Origin of the sequence: Paenibacillus sp. 2003 (assembly GCF_031455635.1) — a bacterium.
Taxonomy (GTDB): Bacteria; Bacillota; Bacilli; order Paenibacillales; family Paenibacillaceae; genus Paenibacillus; species Paenibacillus amylolyticus_B.
Map to the genome: position 1 here is coordinate 411,831 of NZ_JAVDTB010000004.1, position 15,447 is coordinate 427,277.

The 15,447-nt window shown below is 47.8% G+C and carries 16 protein-coding genes; 10 read left to right on the forward strand and 6 right to left on the reverse strand.

Translation table 11 applies throughout. The annotated features are described in order from the left end of the window. Position 1: 1 nt before the first annotated feature. Both J2X75_RS19670 and J2X75_RS19675 read right to left on the reverse strand, forming a co-directional pair. Positions 2-868, reverse strand: coding sequence for a carbohydrate ABC transporter permease (locus tag J2X75_RS19670; protein ID WP_091013252.1), 867 nt, complete (start codon positions 866-868; stop codon positions 2-4). A 126-nt stretch (positions 869-994) separates the two neighbouring features. Next, on the reverse strand, positions 995-2,269 hold the full coding sequence (locus tag J2X75_RS19675) for an ABC transporter substrate-binding protein (RefSeq protein WP_124116671.1): 1,275 nt from the start codon (positions 2,267-2,269) through the stop codon (positions 995-997). A gap of 323 nt (positions 2,270-2,592) precedes the next feature. Between J2X75_RS19675 and J2X75_RS19680 the strand changes: the two genes are divergently transcribed. The 5 genes from J2X75_RS19680 to J2X75_RS19700 all read left to right on the forward strand — a co-directional run bounded on the left by J2X75_RS19680 (position 2,593) and on the right by J2X75_RS19700 (position 8,770). Further along, positions 2,593-3,360 (forward strand): GTP cyclohydrolase II, encoded by a 768-nt coding sequence (locus tag J2X75_RS19680; RefSeq protein WP_310339318.1) that lies wholly within the window; start codon positions 2,593-2,595, stop codon positions 3,358-3,360. Between the two features lie 192 nt (positions 3,361-3,552). Beyond that, positions 3,553-4,122, forward strand: coding sequence for a glycerol-3-phosphate responsive antiterminator (locus J2X75_RS19685; protein ID WP_310339320.1), 570 nt, complete (start codon positions 3,553-3,555; stop codon positions 4,120-4,122). 28 nt (positions 4,123-4,150) lie between these two features. Beyond that, positions 4,151-5,638 (forward strand): glycerol kinase GlpK, encoded by a 1,488-nt coding sequence (glpK, locus tag J2X75_RS19690; protein WP_310339322.1) that lies wholly within the window; start codon positions 4,151-4,153, stop codon positions 5,636-5,638. A 400-nt stretch (positions 5,639-6,038) separates the two neighbouring features. Further along, on the forward strand, positions 6,039-7,697 hold the full coding sequence (locus J2X75_RS19695) for a glycerol-3-phosphate dehydrogenase/oxidase (RefSeq protein ID WP_310339324.1): 1,659 nt from the start codon (positions 6,039-6,041) through the stop codon (positions 7,695-7,697). 68 nt (positions 7,698-7,765) lie between these two features. Continuing rightward, on the forward strand, positions 7,766-8,770 hold the full coding sequence (locus J2X75_RS19700) for a Gfo/Idh/MocA family protein (RefSeq protein ID WP_047840822.1): 1,005 nt from the start codon (positions 7,766-7,768) through the stop codon (positions 8,768-8,770). Between the two features lie 104 nt (positions 8,771-8,874). Here the strand turns inward: J2X75_RS19700 and J2X75_RS19705 are convergent, their stop codons facing one another. Continuing rightward, positions 8,875-9,174, reverse strand: a complete 300-nt coding sequence (locus tag J2X75_RS19705) for a winged helix-turn-helix transcriptional regulator (protein WP_026081419.1) — start codon at positions 9,172-9,174, stop codon at positions 8,875-8,877. Positions 9,175-9,597: 423 nt separating this feature from the next. Here J2X75_RS19705 and J2X75_RS19710 point away from each other — a divergent pair, with 423 nt between their 5' ends. After that, a complete protein-coding gene (locus J2X75_RS19710) occupies positions 9,598-9,978 on the forward strand; it encodes a DoxX family protein (RefSeq protein WP_310339327.1) in 381 nt (126 codons plus the stop codon). Between the two features lie 193 nt (positions 9,979-10,171). On the opposite strand, the gene J2X75_RS19715 is transcribed toward J2X75_RS19710, so the two are convergent. From J2X75_RS19715 to J2X75_RS19725, 3 genes are all read right to left on the reverse strand, one after another. Then, a complete protein-coding gene (locus J2X75_RS19715) occupies positions 10,172-10,690 on the reverse strand; it encodes an AbrB/MazE/SpoVT family DNA-binding domain-containing protein (protein ID WP_076209663.1) in 519 nt (172 codons plus the stop codon). 106 nt (positions 10,691-10,796) lie between these two features. After that, positions 10,797-11,477, reverse strand: coding sequence for an LrgB family protein (locus J2X75_RS19720; protein WP_091035927.1), 681 nt, complete (start codon positions 11,475-11,477; stop codon positions 10,797-10,799). Next, positions 11,474-11,845: a CidA/LrgA family protein gene (locus tag J2X75_RS19725; RefSeq protein WP_307541481.1), complete on the reverse strand. Its 372-nt coding sequence runs from the start codon at positions 11,843-11,845 to the stop codon at positions 11,474-11,476. The genes J2X75_RS19720 and J2X75_RS19725 overlap by 4 nt, the downstream gene beginning before the upstream one ends. Before the next feature lie 155 nt (positions 11,846-12,000). On the opposite strand from J2X75_RS19725, the gene cidR reads away from it, so the two are divergent. The 4 genes from cidR to J2X75_RS19745 all read left to right on the forward strand — a co-directional run bounded on the left by cidR (position 12,001) and on the right by J2X75_RS19745 (position 15,318). Next, entirely contained in the window at positions 12,001-12,885 is an 885-nt protein-coding gene (gene cidR, locus J2X75_RS19730) for a cidABC operon transcriptional activator CidR (RefSeq protein WP_149846853.1), read from the forward strand. Between the two features lie 111 nt (positions 12,886-12,996). Next, positions 12,997-13,854: a carbon-nitrogen hydrolase family protein gene (locus tag J2X75_RS19735; protein WP_310339333.1), complete on the forward strand. Its 858-nt coding sequence runs from the start codon at positions 12,997-12,999 to the stop codon at positions 13,852-13,854. A 72-nt stretch (positions 13,855-13,926) separates the two neighbouring features. Next, positions 13,927-14,601 carry a GNAT family N-acetyltransferase gene (locus J2X75_RS19740; protein ID WP_310339335.1) on the forward strand — a complete coding sequence of 225 codons (675 nt, stop codon included), beginning with the start codon at positions 13,927-13,929 and terminating at the stop codon, positions 14,599-14,601. A 45-nt stretch (positions 14,602-14,646) separates the two neighbouring features. Further along, a complete protein-coding gene (locus J2X75_RS19745) occupies positions 14,647-15,318 on the forward strand; it encodes a hypothetical protein (protein ID WP_047840815.1) in 672 nt (223 codons plus the stop codon). The last annotated feature ends 129 nt before the right edge of the window (positions 15,319-15,447 follow it).

Consider the following 15,447-nt stretch of genomic DNA (forward strand, 5'->3'; position numbering starts at 1 on the left):
ATCAGGATGATTTGCCTTGAACAAGCTTCCAGTTCACAATTGAGAACAGGGCGATAATGAGGAACATGCCCCAACCAACAGCAGCACCATATCCGAAGTAATTGTTAATGAAGGATTCACGGTAGAGGTACAATACAATCGTCATGCCTGCTGCACCAGCGCCACCATCGTTACCTACCAATACTTGAGGCTCGGTGAACAGTTGCATACCCCCGATCGTTGATGTAATGACCGTGAACAGGATCACTGGACGCAGCATCGGAATTGTGATGCGGAAAAAGGACTGTATCGCGGATGCCCCGTCAATCTTGGCTGCTTCGTATAACGTCTGCGGGATACTCTGTAGCCCCGCCAGATAGATAACGGCGTTATATCCGGTCCAGCGCCAGACCACCATGGAGGAGATTGCAACTTTGATGCCCCATGGTGCATTCAGCCACTCCACAACCGGTAGCCCGACCGATTGCAACAGATAATTGAGAAAACCATAATTGTTGGCAAATAAAGCACCGAAGATAATGGCTACCGCTACGATGGACGTGACGTTTGGCAGGAAATAACCGACCCGAAATAATGTACGGAACTTCACAAATGGTGCATGCAGCAGAAAGGCAATAATCAGGGCGAAAAAAAGCATTGGAATCGTCGAATAGATCCAGATCATGAACGTGTTGCCCACGGCTTGCCAGAACTCGGCATCGGTCAGCATGTATTTGAAGTTGTTGAACCCGTTGTACGTCATGACACCGATGCCATCCCATTTATGAAAAGCCAGATAAAGTGAGAATCCGATCGGGAACAGGCCAAATACCGCAAACAGAATATAAAACGGCGATATCGCAACATAAAGTGCACGATGCTCCCACATTCTCGCCCATAGTGACTTCTGCCGATCCAGATCAGGTCTTGCATTTCCGGGATCGGGAGTAAGACGAGGTTCAGTTACAGCCATATGAATTCCTCCTTTGCGGATAACGAAACCACGTTCTTCAGGTTAACGCTGCAATTCCCGCTCGACGCGGTGTACCGTATCTGTCCAGACCTGCTGTGGATCGGCATTTTGCTTCGCGACATCATTCAGCCGCCGGGTGATAATGTTGTGTACGGATGGGTACCTTTCGCCAAAAAAGGCATCCGGCACTTGCTGTGCCGATTCGGCAAATACAGGCCCCGTCGCCTGTCCGCCGAAGAAAGGTTCTTCTTCTTTCATGGCAGGGTCATCAAACACACCTGGTGCGGAAGGGAAAAGGTTCAATGTCTGGTATTGCTCCAGCTGATTTTCGGGACTTTGCAGCCAGCGAACCAGTTCGAAGGCTTCCTGAGGATGTTCACTCGACTTCAGGATGGACAGGAATGATCCCCCGTTGTTGCCATCTCCCCCTGGTGCCCGAGCGACCCGCCACTTCCCGGATGTGTCCGGAGCGGCTTCCTGAAGAACTTGTTTCATCCAGACAGCACCTACGAAAGAGGCGATTTCGCCATTATTCATCGCGGCGTTCCAGCCTGGAGTCCAGCCGTCTGCGTTGGCAAGTAGTCCCTTCTCTTTGAAGGCAATGGATGTATCCCAGCTTGTTCGCACCAGAGCAGAATCCATGCCGATGAATGAACCATCTGGACGGAAATAACGTTCAGCTCCTTGCGACAGCACTTGGTTGTAAACGCTTCCGATGTTATCGGTCAGAAATACCTTTCCTCCGAATTTCTCCTTGATCTGTTCTCCGGCAGCGGCATATGCATCCCAGCTGTTGATCTGGCGTGTAACGTCTTCGGGATCAGATGGCAATCCGGCCTCCTTGAACAGATCTTCTCGGTAGAAGAGGGCTGTTGGCCCCGTATCCATCGGAAAACCGATCATCTGTCCACTTGGCGTAACGCCTTGCTTCCATTTCCACGGCAGATATTGGTCTTCAATATCTCCTGCACCTAGATCATACAGATTATAGAAACGGTCCTCACTGGGGAATAGCTCCATGATCCAGTCGTTCAATGCCACAATGTCTGGTTCACCTGAACGTGCAGCGAGTGTTGTTTTGAGCTTTGCTTTGAAATCACCGCCGATTTTCTGAGCTGTCAGTTCGATATTGGGGAACTTTTCCTTAGCCCTGGCAATCAACTTATCATCGATGGAACGATTCCAGTACCATAATGTAAGCGCTACCTTTTTGTTGTTCGCTGAATCGTCCTGTCCGGGCCAGATGGAGCATCCGCTTATGAGCAGGACGCAGACCATCAGTATGGCTGTCCAGCATGTTCTTTTCCGGCGGATCATGTGTATTACCCCCTCATCGTTAAGTTCGAGGCATGAAGTGCTTTGGACTACAACATTAGTGTATGAGCAGTTTATAAACTCATACCCAATATTCCTAAAATGAAACACATATTTGTGTCGGTTGCGTAACATAAATTGGGTAGTTACTTTAAAAATAAAAGTTACTTGACACATTATAATTTTTATTCTAAACTAACTTACATAAAGTAACTAATGATGATGAGAATAATATAGATACGTACTATATAACATCCAAGTGATCCAGTTTTGCTCTGGATGCGAATCAATCAACATACAAGTTGGCCTAAACAGGAGGAACGACAATGATCAATTCACATATTATTCAACTGCTTGCCCCCAAAATTCAGACTTTTCCGAGTGGAAAAGAGTTTATATACCTGGTGGGACCAATCAAGCTTCCGGTTAACCTCGACGGGGAGACCAAGACATTCCAGTGGTACAGCTGGATGAAATCGGACAAAGCGATGGAGAGCGGCGAGTTAATCGAATCTCTTGCTGCTGCTGAACTGGCAGAGCGTCAACAATCCAGTGTTCTGGTGTACGGTGACTTTGCTGAAGCACAAGAAGCGCTGATCCGGATGCATAGCATCTGTCATACAGGCGACATCTTTGGCAGCAAACGCTGTGATTGCGGCTTCCAATTGGAGCAATCCATGAAAATGATCGCCGCACACGGAGCGGGTGCACTGTTCTATCTTGCGAACCATGAGGGACGTGGCATTGGTCTGTTCAGCAAAGCTATGGCGTACATTTTGCAAGAAGAAGGTCTGGATACGGTAGATGCAAACTTACAGCTCGGGTTCACAGACGATGCCCGCAATTATGACGATGCGATTGCCGTATTGCGTGCACTTCGCTCTGCTCCGGTTACACTGATCACCAACAATCCACGGAAGCTGGCTGCCTTGCAGGAAGCGGGATTAAATGTGGGTGGACGTGTTCCACTATGGGGAGATCGCTCTGCTTTTAACGAGAAATATCTGCAAACGAAAGTGAATCGTTCCGGTCACTTGGCTGAAAGTGATGGCTGGGCTGAGGCAGAGACGTTGCTTCCGCATGCGCAGGCTTAATCATTATTAATAGATGTAATTGATTAGTGGATTAGTCGTTGTAGTACTCTCCGTTATGGAGAAGTACAGCAGCGGCTTTTTTGTATGGAGGATAGGGTAGCGATCAGGTTTTCCTGATTCACGGAATGGCTTGCCGTTCCCACAGTTCGGATTATACAATATAGTCATCTGATGAATGCGGGAGGAACCAAGGTGCCATTTGAGGGACAACGTATATTGCCGGCTGCGAAGAGCATGAAGCAGTTTGAGGCGATGATTGAAGGCCCTTATACCTATGGGGTGATGCTGGAAACTCATATTGCACAGCTTCAGAGTGTAATGGACGAGGCGCGGCGGTATGACAAAAAGATACTTTTGCATGCAGATCTGGTACAGGGATTAAAAAACGATGAGTATGCGGCAGAGTATCTGTGTCAGCACATTCGCCCCGTAGGACTGATCTCTACGCGAGCGAGTGTTATTCAGAAGGCAAAGCAGAAAGGCATTACAGCGATTCAACGTATTTTTCTACTGGATACCCATGCGCTGGAGAAAAGTTATCTGTTGCTGGCCAAAACCCAACCGGATTATATTGAAGTATTACCTGGCGTCATTCCGCATATTATTGCGGAAGTATCTGTGCGTACAGGGATACCCATTATTGCGGGGGGATTGATCCGTTCACCGGAAGAGGTTGAACTTGCGCTTGGCGTCGGGGCTACGGCAGTGACCACATCCAACGCAGATCTGATCCGACACTTCGAGAAATCGCTTACACCGTAAAAAGAAACCACAACAGGAGGTTGGCTGTATGGAAAAATATATATTGGCTCTGGATCAGGGAACGACAAGCTCCCGAGCTATTCTATTTAACCGTGGCGGGGAGATTGTGCACATTGCACAGCAGGAATTCCCCCAGTATTTCCCCAAGCCGGGCTGGGTAGAGCAGAATGCCAACGAAATCTGGAGTTCCATTCTTGCCGTGATGGCTTCATGTCTGGCAGAGAGCGGAATTAAACCTGTTCAGATTGCTGGAATTGGAATTACGAATCAACGTGAGACGGTTGTGGTATGGGGCAAAGAAACAGGCAGACCCATCTATAATGCAGTGGTATGGCAATCCAGACAGACCGCAGATATCTGTGAAGAATTGAAGACGCAGGGTCTCGGGGACCTTTTCCGCCGTAAAACAGGATTACTGATCGATCCCTACTTCTCGGGAACCAAGGTGAAGTGGATTCTGGATCATGTCCCTGGTGCCCGGGAGCGGGCAGATAAGGGTGAACTGCTGTTTGGCACGATTGATAGCTGGCTGATCTGGAAACTGAGCGGGGGTACACATGTCACGGATATATCCAATGCCTCACGTACCCTAATCTATAACATCTATGATCTGCAATGGGATGACGAATTGTTGGATATCCTCGACATTCCTAAGGCCATGCTGCCAGAAGTGCGAGGTTCATCCGAGGTATATGCACACACAACAGACTATCATTTCTTCGGTCATCGGATTCCGATTGCGGGAGCGGCAGGTGATCAACAGGCAGCGATGTTTGGTCAGGGCTGTTACACCAAGGGCAGTATGAAAAATACATATGGTACCGGTTGTTTCATGCTTATGAATACGGGAGAGAACCCGGTACAATCCAATCACGGACTGATTACAACGATTGCCTGGGGGATGAATGGCAAGGTTGAATATGCGCTCGAAGGCAGCATTTTTGTTGCAGGTTCAGCGGTTCAGTGGCTGCGTGATGGATTAAGAATGCTTCGCTCTTCAAAAGATAGCGAGGATTACGCCACACGCGTGCTTTCGACAGACGGCGTTTATATGGTACCTGCATTTGTCGGACTGGGCAGTCCGTATTGGGATAGTGAGGTTAAGGGTGCGGTGTTTGGCCTGACCCGAGGCACGACAAAGGAACACTTTATCCGTGCTACGCTTGAGGCGTTGGCGTATCAGACCAAAGATGTACTGGAGGCAATGGAATCCGACTCGGGTATTTCCGTGCATGCTCTGCGTGTGGATGGAGGAGCGGCGGCGAATGATTTCCTCATGCAGTTCCAGAGTGATATTCTGGGCATTCCTGTCGAACGCCCAACGGTGAATGAAACGACTGCATTGGGTGCGGCTTATCTGGCAGGATTGGCGGTTGGATATTGGACGAGTGCGGATGAATTGACCGATCATGAAAATACGGAGCGTGTCTTCCAGCCTGTTATGGCTGAGCAACAACGAACAGAACTGTATGCAGGCTGGAAGCGTGCAGTGAACGCTGCAATGGCTTTTAAATAAAAGGAATGAAATAAATATTTCTTGGTGTGGGTATTTGTACTTTTTAACTAAACATATGTTATAAATGATATTTACTGGTGGAAAATGATGAATGATTTACAGGGTTATTCTTCCTGGAGAAGACAAAATATATACCCACTATAAGGAAAAAAACAAGGTTAGTGGATTCATTTGAAATTCCATCCTTTGGCAGAACAACTTTTTGAATTTTTTTTGAATAATGTGTCATTTCAGGACTTCACGCCGTCAAAAATCTGTGATAGGATAAAGGCACAAGTTAAAAAATGATGTCTGGAGATCGGGAGGGACCACGTGCCGCTCAGCAATTGCTGAGCGAATGACGTGGTCCTTTTTTTGTTTTTTTACGGAAAAATTGAGAAAATCAATAGGAGGTTCAAGAATGACAGAAACGTTCTCGTCAGCACACCGGACCGAATATTTGCAAAGCATGGCGAATGCACATTTTGACGTATTAATTATTGGTGGTGGGATTACAGGCGCAGGGATTGCATTGGACGCGGCTTCCCGTGGATTGAAGACAGCGCTTGTAGAAATGCAGGATTTTGCAGCAGGTACATCCAGTCGTTCGACCAAGCTTGTCCATGGCGGATTACGTTATTTGAAGCAATATGAAGTGAAGATGGTTGCTGAGGTAGGACGGGAGCGGGCTGTAGTTTATGAGAATGGGCCACATGTGACCACACCGGAACCGATGTTGTTACCGATCTATACGGCTGGCACGTTCGGCCGCTTCAGCACATCCATTGGACTGATGGTGTATGATCGGCTCGCCGGGGTGAAGCGCAGTGAACGGCGCCAAATGTTGAATGCTGGAGCGGTGTCAGACAGTGAACCTTTATTACGCAAACAGGGGTTGTTGGGTGGTGGACTCTATGTGGAGTACCGGACTGATGATGCCAGGCTCACCATAGAAGTTATGAAAGAAGCTGTCAAACGTGGGGCACAGGCAGTGAACTACGTTAAGGCGAAAGGTTTCCTGAAGGAGAATGGCAAGATTACAGGTATTGAAGCCATGGATCAGATCGATGGGCAGATATATACACTAAAAGCAAGCAAGGTGATTAACGCTTCCGGTCCATGGGTGGACGGTCTGCGGGAATTGGATGGTTCGCGCCAGGGGAAAACGTTGCAGATGACCAAAGGCATCCATTTGGTCTTTGATGGTGAACGATTCCCATTAAGACAGGCCGTCTATTTTGATACACCAGATGGTCGAATGGTATTTGCTGTCCCACGTGATGGCAAAACCTATGTAGGAACAACCGACACTGTATATCAGGATGATCCTGCACACCCGCAAATTTCCGACTCAGATCGCGATTATGTGATTGATGCAGTTAATGGCATGTTTCCAGATGTACACATTAGTACCGAGGACGTGGAATCCGGATGGGCGGGTGTACGTCCACTAATTCATGAAGAAGGCAAGAATCCTTCCGAAATTTCACGTAAAGATGAAGTCTGGGTATCCGATTCCAATCTGATTACGATTGCCGGGGGCAAGTTAACCGGATACCGTAAAATGGCCGAGATGGTTGTTGATCTGGTCGCACGCCAGATGCAGCAGGAGAGTGGGCATTTCATAGGACCTTGTGTAACGAAGAAGATGCCCATCTCCGGCGGTGATGTAGGGGGATCGGCTGGATTTGTATCGTATGCGGAGCGCAAGATCAAGGATGGTGTTGCCTTGGGACTTGCTCGACCTGCTGCGGAGCGGCTGGTCCGCACGTATGGTTCCAATGTGGAGGCACTATATGAGCGAATGCCCGATCCACGCATCAAGTCAGAGCTTCATGGCATGCCACAGGAGCTATTGCTTATGCTACATTACGCGATTGATGAAGAGATGGCTGCAACCCCATCTGACTTTTTGGTACGAAGAACAGGTGATTTATTCTTCCGTATTGATGAAGTTCGTCGCTATAAAGCAGCAGTTATCTCGTATATGGCAGTTCGTTTGGACTGGTCGGAAGAGGAAGTGGTTAAACATACACAGGAACTGGATCAACTGCTGCTGGAAGCATCCGGAAAAATCTGAGGCAGGATTTCAAGATCGAGAGTCGAATGGAACATGTAAGCGTGTAACATAGAGAGGGGATTACATCCATGACATTACAGATCGGAATCATTGGAACAGGCTGGTTCAGTAAGGTACACGCGGATATTCTCGCACGGATGGAAGGTGTTCGTGTTGCGAGTGTCTGTGGAACATCGCTCGAAAAGGCAGAGGCTATGGCCTCCGTTTATGATGCTGTTGGTTACGGGGAACTTGAACATATGCTGGATGGTGAGAAGCTGGATGCGGTGTATATCTGTGTGCCTCCGATGTCTCACGGATCGATTGAGTCCGAATTAATCCGCCGCGGTATTCCATTCCTGGTGGAGAAACCTTTGAGCACCGGAATGGATGTTCCGCGTCAGGTGTTGGATCAGGTGCAAAAGAGCGGATTGTTAACCTCTGTAGGATACCATTTTCGTTATCAGGAGGCCGCGCAGGTCCTGCAGCAATCGATGAAAGAACAGACGGTCGGCATGGCTCTTGGTCGCTGGATGGGCGGAATGCCAGGGGTCGCCTGGTGGCGGCGTCAGGACGGTTCAGGAGGACAATTCGTTGAGCAGACTACACATATTGTAGACTTGCTTCGGTATTGTGCAGGAGAAGTTACGGAGGTATATGCTGTAGCAGCTCAGCGAAGCATGCATGAGAAGCATGAGCATGTCACCGTTGCCGATGTGGCGAATGTGACGCTCAAGCTGGAAAGTGGAGCGATTGCCAGTATCGCCAATACATGTCTGTTGCCAGATGGAGAGGGCGGCGCAGGACTCCAGTTCTACACGGATGCAGGCGTGTGGGATTGGACGCCAGAACGTTTGCTTCTGCCAAGTGCGGCAAAACATGCGATGGCAGGTTTGGAGATTCCGGCAGGACATAATCCATACGAGCGTGAGAATGAAGCGTTCATTCATGCTCTGCGTACGGGAGACCGTTCACGAATTCTGTCCGATTATGCGGATGCCTGCCGTACACAGGAGATTACAACGGCGGCCTTGGCATCGGCAGATTCCGGTCTGCCTGTACAGCTTCAGCCTTCAAAACATCTCTCTCATTAAAAGGTTGAAGGTAATATAAATACGCCTGAATCAGGGAATGATCCGCAGATCAGCCCGATTCAGGCGTATTTGTGTTGAGTAGAGATTATTGAACAGCAATTCAACTACTCGGATTTCTGCTGTTTCAACCAGTCGGATGACCAACTGTAGATCTGATCAATGACAGGTTCAATGGCTCTGCCTTTAGGTGTTAATTCATACTCTACACGGGGAGGTATCTCGGGAAACATGTGTCGGGTTACGATACCTTCTGTCTCCATTTCCTTCAATCGCTCCGATAAAAGTCGTCCACTGATCGCCATCTCTGCTTCAAGCTCCGTAAACCGCTTGGGTCCGGACAACAGTTGATACATGATTAACAGTACCCACTTCTTGCCTATGATGTCTATGGCTTGAGTGATCATACAGGGACTTGGTGCTTTTACTTTTTTCAGCTTCAACGTGTTCACCTCGATTCATGATTATTTTCTTCGCAGGTTGTATATGAAAGGACATGGTTTCTGCCGCTTTAAGAATATAGGACATCCAAGTAAATGAGGGTTACTACAAAATATACTGTAACATACCTTTTGTATGTATTATACATCATACAGCGAAAAATTACTTGAAGAAATTATGTTATTATTATATACTAACTTCACAAAAGTAAGTTGGTGATAAATAATACGTATAATATGAACGCGTACTATTCTGAAAATTAAACTCGGCTGAACGGTTGAAAACAGAGTGACCTTTGGGAACTTTTACATAGATTCTTTTTTTACAATGTGCAGCAAAAATAATCATTACATAGTAGGAACATATAATTGTTACAGGAGGATCTACATATGAACAAAATTTTGGGTTATATTTTTCTAGTTATTCTTGCAGGTATGTTTGTCATGACAGGGTTTAACAAGATTAGTGGGGCAGACATGATGATTCAGACATTCGAAAGTTTCTCTTATCCGACATGGACGATGTATCTGCTGGGCGCTGCGGAGTTGCTTAGTGCTGTAGGACTGCTGATTCCACGTACTCGCATCCTGGCTTCTGGCATACTGACCTTTATTCTGATTGGGGCCGTGGGAAGTCATCTGATCTATGCACAATATGCTGCTGTTCCGTTCCCGGCCGTGTTGTTGGTAGCTAACATTATTGTCCTGGTTGTGGGCATGCGCAGATTGGAAGCGGAAGAAGAAGGTCAGATGGACGCGGTTCAGGCGTAAGTTAAAGATGAATAGAAGATCTGAAACGATATCATGAGATGGCCGCAGCAGATGAGCATAGGTCATCTTTTTTTAGGATTGAATGGATTTAATATAAAAAAAAGAAGAACCCACGAAAAACAACGGGTTCTCTTGCAGCGGGACTTCCTGATCGAAAGGTCTTCTGACTATAAATGATCGAATGCCATTTTGATTATAGTAACTTTTTTAATTGAGAGACGCGTCCTTGGCTGATGCCAAGCTTTTCCGCAATTTGCTGTTGAGCCAAACCGGGATTCTGTTCAACAATTTCTTTCATCTGTTGCAGCATACGTGCCGTCTTCGGCCGCAGATCCGGGTATTCTTGGTTGTCAGCTGTGGTCCCTTCTTCCCTAGCGGGAGATGAGACTGAGGCGGATTTGGAAGCAGGACGCTCCACGGGTGCAGGAGCCTGTTTGTTCTGAGGTACGAACCAGTCGGGAGAGTCATCCGGGTGTTTTAATTGAATTGCACAAGTCCGGCAGATGAATTGTTCTTTGAAATACATTTCCGTATCTACATCACCGCAAAAAATACATAATGTTGATTTGTACTTTCTTAAAATCAACTCTTTCCCTTCAATGAAAAACTCAAGCGGATCGCCGATATGGATTTCCATCGTATCCCGCATTTCTTTGGGAAGGACAATTCGTCCAAGACGGTCCAGAGATCTCTTCATTCCGGTTCTTTTCATCGCATCTCCCCCGCAATATTCACAATTAAAAACCTGTCCTTATTGTAAGGAAGAAAGGGCTTTAATACAACAATAATATTTCAAAAAAGTGGGATAATGCCATCTATTATGGAAAAATAAGTTTGGAAAGGATGGGTGCAACCGCTAAAGTGAACAATGCAGCGAGCACCATGGAGATGCTGGAGATGGTACCGGTCAGGGAACTCAGTTCAAACGCCTTGGATGTTCCTGTGCCATGGGCACCGGTTCCAAATAGTGTGCCTCGTGCAATCTCCCCATCGATGCGCAGCATCTTGACGATAGAAGGGCCCATAATCACTCCGAGCAGACCAGTCATAATAACAAAAACAGCTGTCACTGCGGGTATGCCACCGATGGTGGCGGATACGTTCATGGCAATTGGGGTGGTAATCGATCTTGGGATCAGACTATGAATGAGACCGGAATCCAGGCGCAACCATTTGGCGAGCAGGGCAGAAGAAAGTACGGCAACGACCGAGCCGGTCATGACACTGAAGACAATCTCAGAAATATGTTTTTTGAGTACATGAAAAAAGGTATAGAGCGGTACTGCAAAAGCCACGGTGGCCGGTTGGAGAAGCAGACTCAGCCATTTGCCTCCACTGCTATACGTGGTATAATCCGTTCCCGTTGCGAGCAATATGCCAACAACCAGCAGCGGCGTAATGAGCAGTGGAGACAGATATACTTTTGGCAGATTACGATACATTCGTTTGGCGACCCCATAGATCCCAACGGTTAATAGCAGGCAGAGAAATCCAATCATCCAGTGTGACGCCCCTTTCGTTTCGCGATTCGTGTAGCAACCAAGCCTGTGCAGGACATGACCAGGAATGTGCTAAGTAGTACGATGAATAAAATCTGCAGTCCGTCATGCTCCAACATGGGCATGTAGTTCATAATGCCAACGGCTGACGGGATAAAAAATAGTAGTAGTTCACCGAGCAGCCAGGCAGCTCCAACTTCAATCCAGCGTAGCTTCACGACACGAGTCTGAAGCAGAATGAATAACACAACCATACCGAGTATTGAACCGGGTACAGGAAGATGGAGAGTACGGGCCAGCAGGTCCATAAGCAGTGAAAAAACCATTAAGAGCGCAACCTGTGCAATACCAAGGCCCCATTTTTTCACTTCAATCCCTCCTTATATAATCAACGTAATCGTTTAATTTTTTTTGAAAATGTTTCGTTTGATATCACAAATTTTACATGGCATTCTTTCATGAGTAAAATGCATATTAAGAATGTTTACTATTCCATTTATCTATGAGAGGTGGGGATCAACCGATGGATATCCGCCATTTGCAATATTTTCTGGAAGTTGCCCGGCAGCAGAGCTTCACAAAAGCCGCCGAAGTCCTGTATATCACCCAGCCCACGATCAGCAAGACGGTCAAGAGTCTTGAAGAGGAATTGGGGATCACGCTACTGGATCGTTATGGCAAAAAGGTGGAACTAACCGATGCAGGTCATGTTTTTTTTCGGCAGGCACTGGAGATTGAAAAATCATTCCGCAGTCTGTCCTCCGAATTGGACGATCTGATGAACTTGAAAAAAGGCCATCTGCGGATCGGCTTGCCGCCAATGGTAGGATCAAGCTTTTTCCCCATGATCATTGGTGAATTTCACAAAGCCTACCCGCAGGTGACCATTCAGCTGTTTGAGGATGGCGCCAAAAAAGTGGAGGCCGATGTGATCAGCGGTGCACTGGATATTGGCGTTGCCGTACTGCCAACCGTGGATGAGCTGTTGGATCATTTTGTGTTTGTGAAAGAGAAGCTGAACCTGCTCGTACACCCTTCACATCCACTTGCGGAGAAAGAGTCGGTCGCGCTGCATGAACTGGAAAACGACGCCTTTGTGCTGTTCCGGGAGGATTTTGCATTGCATGACCGGATTATTGTGGCTTGCCAGCATGCGGGGTTCCAGCCCCGTGTGGTATATGAGAGCTCTCAGTGGGATCTGCTCAGCGCGATGGTTGCCGCCAATCTGGGTGTAGCCTTACTGCCGGAGACGATCTGTCGTGAGGTGGATCATATGCGTGTACGCATCATACCCGTGGTGGAACCGGTGATTCCATGGCAGCTCGGCATGATCTGGCGGAAGGATCGTTATCTTTCATTTGCCACGAGAGAGTGGATTGCATTCACACAGTCGATGCTGGGTGAGTAAGGGAGTGATGGGAAGGTTATTCTGTCATTGTAGTGCCCAGAGCAAATACTCTTTTGTTGACCCCGGATCGTTGTTACAATGGAAGCATAATCATGATGGAGGTGTACGAACATGAAACTGCGGGTATCCGCTGTACAATACCAATTGCACACAATCAGCTCGTTTGAGCAGTTCGCCGCTCAGGCTGAGCATTACATACGGACAGCGAGCGAATACGGAACCGAATTTGTGCTGTTCCCGGAATTTTTCACAACGCAGTTAATGTCCATTGGGGACAAACAAGGCAATGCACTGACGATTGAGGATCTGCCGAACTATACGGAACAATATGAACAACTGTTCACTTCACTTGCTGCCAAGTATTGCATGCACGTCATCGGGGGAACCCACGTCATTCGCCGTGAAGGGAAGCTGTATAATACAGCCCACATGTTCTATCCAGATGGTCGCATCGCTCGCCAGGACAAGATTCACATTACACCAACCGAAGTCCATGAATGGAATATGGCTCCCGGAGAGGGACTTGAGGTGTTCGACACGGACAAAGGCCGTATTGCCATGCTGACCTGTTACGATATTGAATTCCCGGAAATTGTACGGATGGCCAAAGCCAAAGGCGCTGACGTGATCTTCTGTCCTTCCTGTACGGACGATCGTCACGGATTCTACCGTGTGCGTTATACGAGTCATGCCCGTGCGGTAGAGAATCAGGTGTATGTTGTGTTAACCGGAACAGTGGGTAACCTGCCGACCGTTGACTTCATGCGTGCCAACTATGGACAGGCTGCCATTATTACGCCGAATGATATCCCATTCCCGCCACGTGGCATTCTGGCCGAGGGTGAGATTAACAACGATATGATCGTGACCGCCGATCTGGATCTGGACTTGCTGTATGAGGTGCGTGAACGTGGATCGGTAACGACCTGGCGTGACCGCCGTACCGATCTTTATACCGATTGGGAGTAAAGCTACCTTTATAACCGAAGCGAAACAGAGTATGGAGTTCATTTTGTCAGTGGAAAGGGGTGACCCGGCAACATGTATACCAAAGAAATGCTGATCACCGACCCTGAGCGAAGTGGCAAAAGGGTAAAGGCAGTCGTTCGCAATTATGTTGCAGCCGACTTTGAGGAACTCATTCGCATTCAGGCGGAGAGTTTCCCTCCCCCTTATCCAGAAGAGTTGCTCTGGAGTCACGAGCAGCTCAACAGTCATGTGCAACATTACCCGGAAGGGGCCATCTGCATTGAAGTGGATGGAGAATTGGCCGGATCGATGACTTCGCTGCGGATGCAGTGGGACCCTGCATATCCGGCGAGTCATACCTGGGCCGAAGTAACGGATGACGGTTATATTCGTAACCACCAGTCGGATGGCAACACGATGTATATTGTTGATCTCTGCGTTCGTCCGAAGTACCGCAAGTGGGGACTGGCTCAGCTTATGATGCAGGCGATGTACCACCTGGTGATTGCACAGGGTATGGACCGGTTACTAGGTGCTGGTAGAATGCCCGGTTATCATCTGGTTGCAGACCAACTGTCTGCGCAGGAATATCTGGAACAGGTAGCAGCGGGAGAGAGGCATGACCCGGTGATATCGTTCCTGCTTCGCTGTGGCCGCATGCCTGTTGGTGTGACCGCAGACTATCTGGACGATGAGGAATCCTGTAATTATGCTGCCCTGATGGAGTGGCGGAACCCGTTCAAATAAAAAATATTAAATGAAATACATCATCAATCAAGGGGGTATTTATCCATGGAATTTACGCGTATTACATCCATTAAAGATCCATTGTTTGCCCAAATGCACAAGTTGATGCAGGAGATTTTCCCGCGGGAAGAAGTGCTGGACTTCCCCCTGTGGGAAGAACCGCTGGAAGATCCGGGTATACGGGTGTTCGTGGCTGTACATGAGGGACAAGTTGTTGGGGCGACAGAATACCGTTATTACGAGGATTGGAACGTGGCCATGACGGACTTCACGATTATTGGGCGCGAAGGACTGGGAATCGGCAGTTTCCTGGCGAATCACCGCAAGCGTGATCTGCAGAAGCTGGCTGCGGCAAACGGGAAAGAATTGTTCGGTATGTTTGCCGAAATCTATAATCCTTATCTGAGTCAGGATCACGAGTTTGGCGGTATCAAGCCGATGGACCCGTATGTACGTCGTGAAGTATTGTCCCATCTGGGATATCAGCGTCTGGACTTCCCGTATGTTCATCCATCCTGGCAAGGGGATGGTGAAGCGGTTGGTGGATTGGACCTGTGCTTCATGCCAGGTGATGAGTCGCTTGGTGAACTGCCAGCAAGCCTAGTGGCTGATTTCCTGAATCGATATTATGCAGTGCTTCCTAACAAACCACAGGAATGGCTTGCCATGGTAGAACAATTGACTGCTCGCAAGTCGGTTGCGCTACTGCCGTTGTAATCATATGAAAGACCCGAGCCTGGACTAACAGGGTTTGGGTCTTTTTTGTTTATTTTTCAGAATAAACAAGATAGTATTTTCTTTTATTTGGGATATGTTACCATAAATATGGAAGATATGTGTTTCTAT

Excerpts from the sequence above, each read along its gene's own strand:
- J2X75_RS19740 (WP_310339335.1), top strand. The coding sequence starts at position 13,927 with ATGTATACCAAAGAAATGCTGATCACCGACCCTGAGCGAAGTGGCAAA.
- J2X75_RS19720 (WP_091035927.1), bottom strand. The coding sequence starts at position 11,477 with ATGATTGGATTTCTCTGCCTGCTATTAACCGTTGGGATCTATGGGGTC.
- J2X75_RS19715 (WP_076209663.1), bottom strand. The coding sequence starts at position 10,690 with ATGAAAAGAACCGGAATGAAGAGATCTCTGGACCGTCTTGGACGAATT.
- J2X75_RS19695 (WP_310339324.1), top strand. The coding sequence starts at position 6,039 with ATGACAGAAACGTTCTCGTCAGCACACCGGACCGAATATTTGCAAAGC.
- J2X75_RS19745 (WP_047840815.1), top strand. The coding sequence starts at position 14,647 with ATGGAATTTACGCGTATTACATCCATTAAAGATCCATTGTTTGCCCAA.
- J2X75_RS19680 (WP_310339318.1), top strand. The coding sequence starts at position 2,593 with ATGATCAATTCACATATTATTCAACTGCTTGCCCCCAAAATTCAGACT.
- J2X75_RS19710 (WP_310339327.1), top strand. The coding sequence starts at position 9,598 with ATGAACAAAATTTTGGGTTATATTTTTCTAGTTATTCTTGCAGGTATG.
- J2X75_RS19700 (WP_047840822.1), top strand. The coding sequence starts at position 7,766 with ATGACATTACAGATCGGAATCATTGGAACAGGCTGGTTCAGTAAGGTA.
- glpK (WP_310339322.1), top strand. The coding sequence starts at position 4,151 with ATGGAAAAATATATATTGGCTCTGGATCAGGGAACGACAAGCTCCCGA.
- cidR (WP_149846853.1), top strand. The coding sequence starts at position 12,001 with ATGGATATCCGCCATTTGCAATATTTTCTGGAAGTTGCCCGGCAGCAG.
- J2X75_RS19735 (WP_310339333.1), top strand. The coding sequence starts at position 12,997 with ATGAAACTGCGGGTATCCGCTGTACAATACCAATTGCACACAATCAGC.
- J2X75_RS19675 (WP_124116671.1), bottom strand. The coding sequence starts at position 2,269 with ATGATCCGCCGGAAAAGAACATGCTGGACAGCCATACTGATGGTCTGC.
- J2X75_RS19705 (WP_026081419.1), bottom strand. The coding sequence starts at position 9,174 with ATGATCACTCAAGCCATAGACATCATAGGCAAGAAGTGGGTACTGTTA.
- J2X75_RS19670 (WP_091013252.1), bottom strand. The coding sequence starts at position 868 with ATGTGGGAGCATCGTGCACTTTATGTTGCGATATCGCCGTTTTATATT.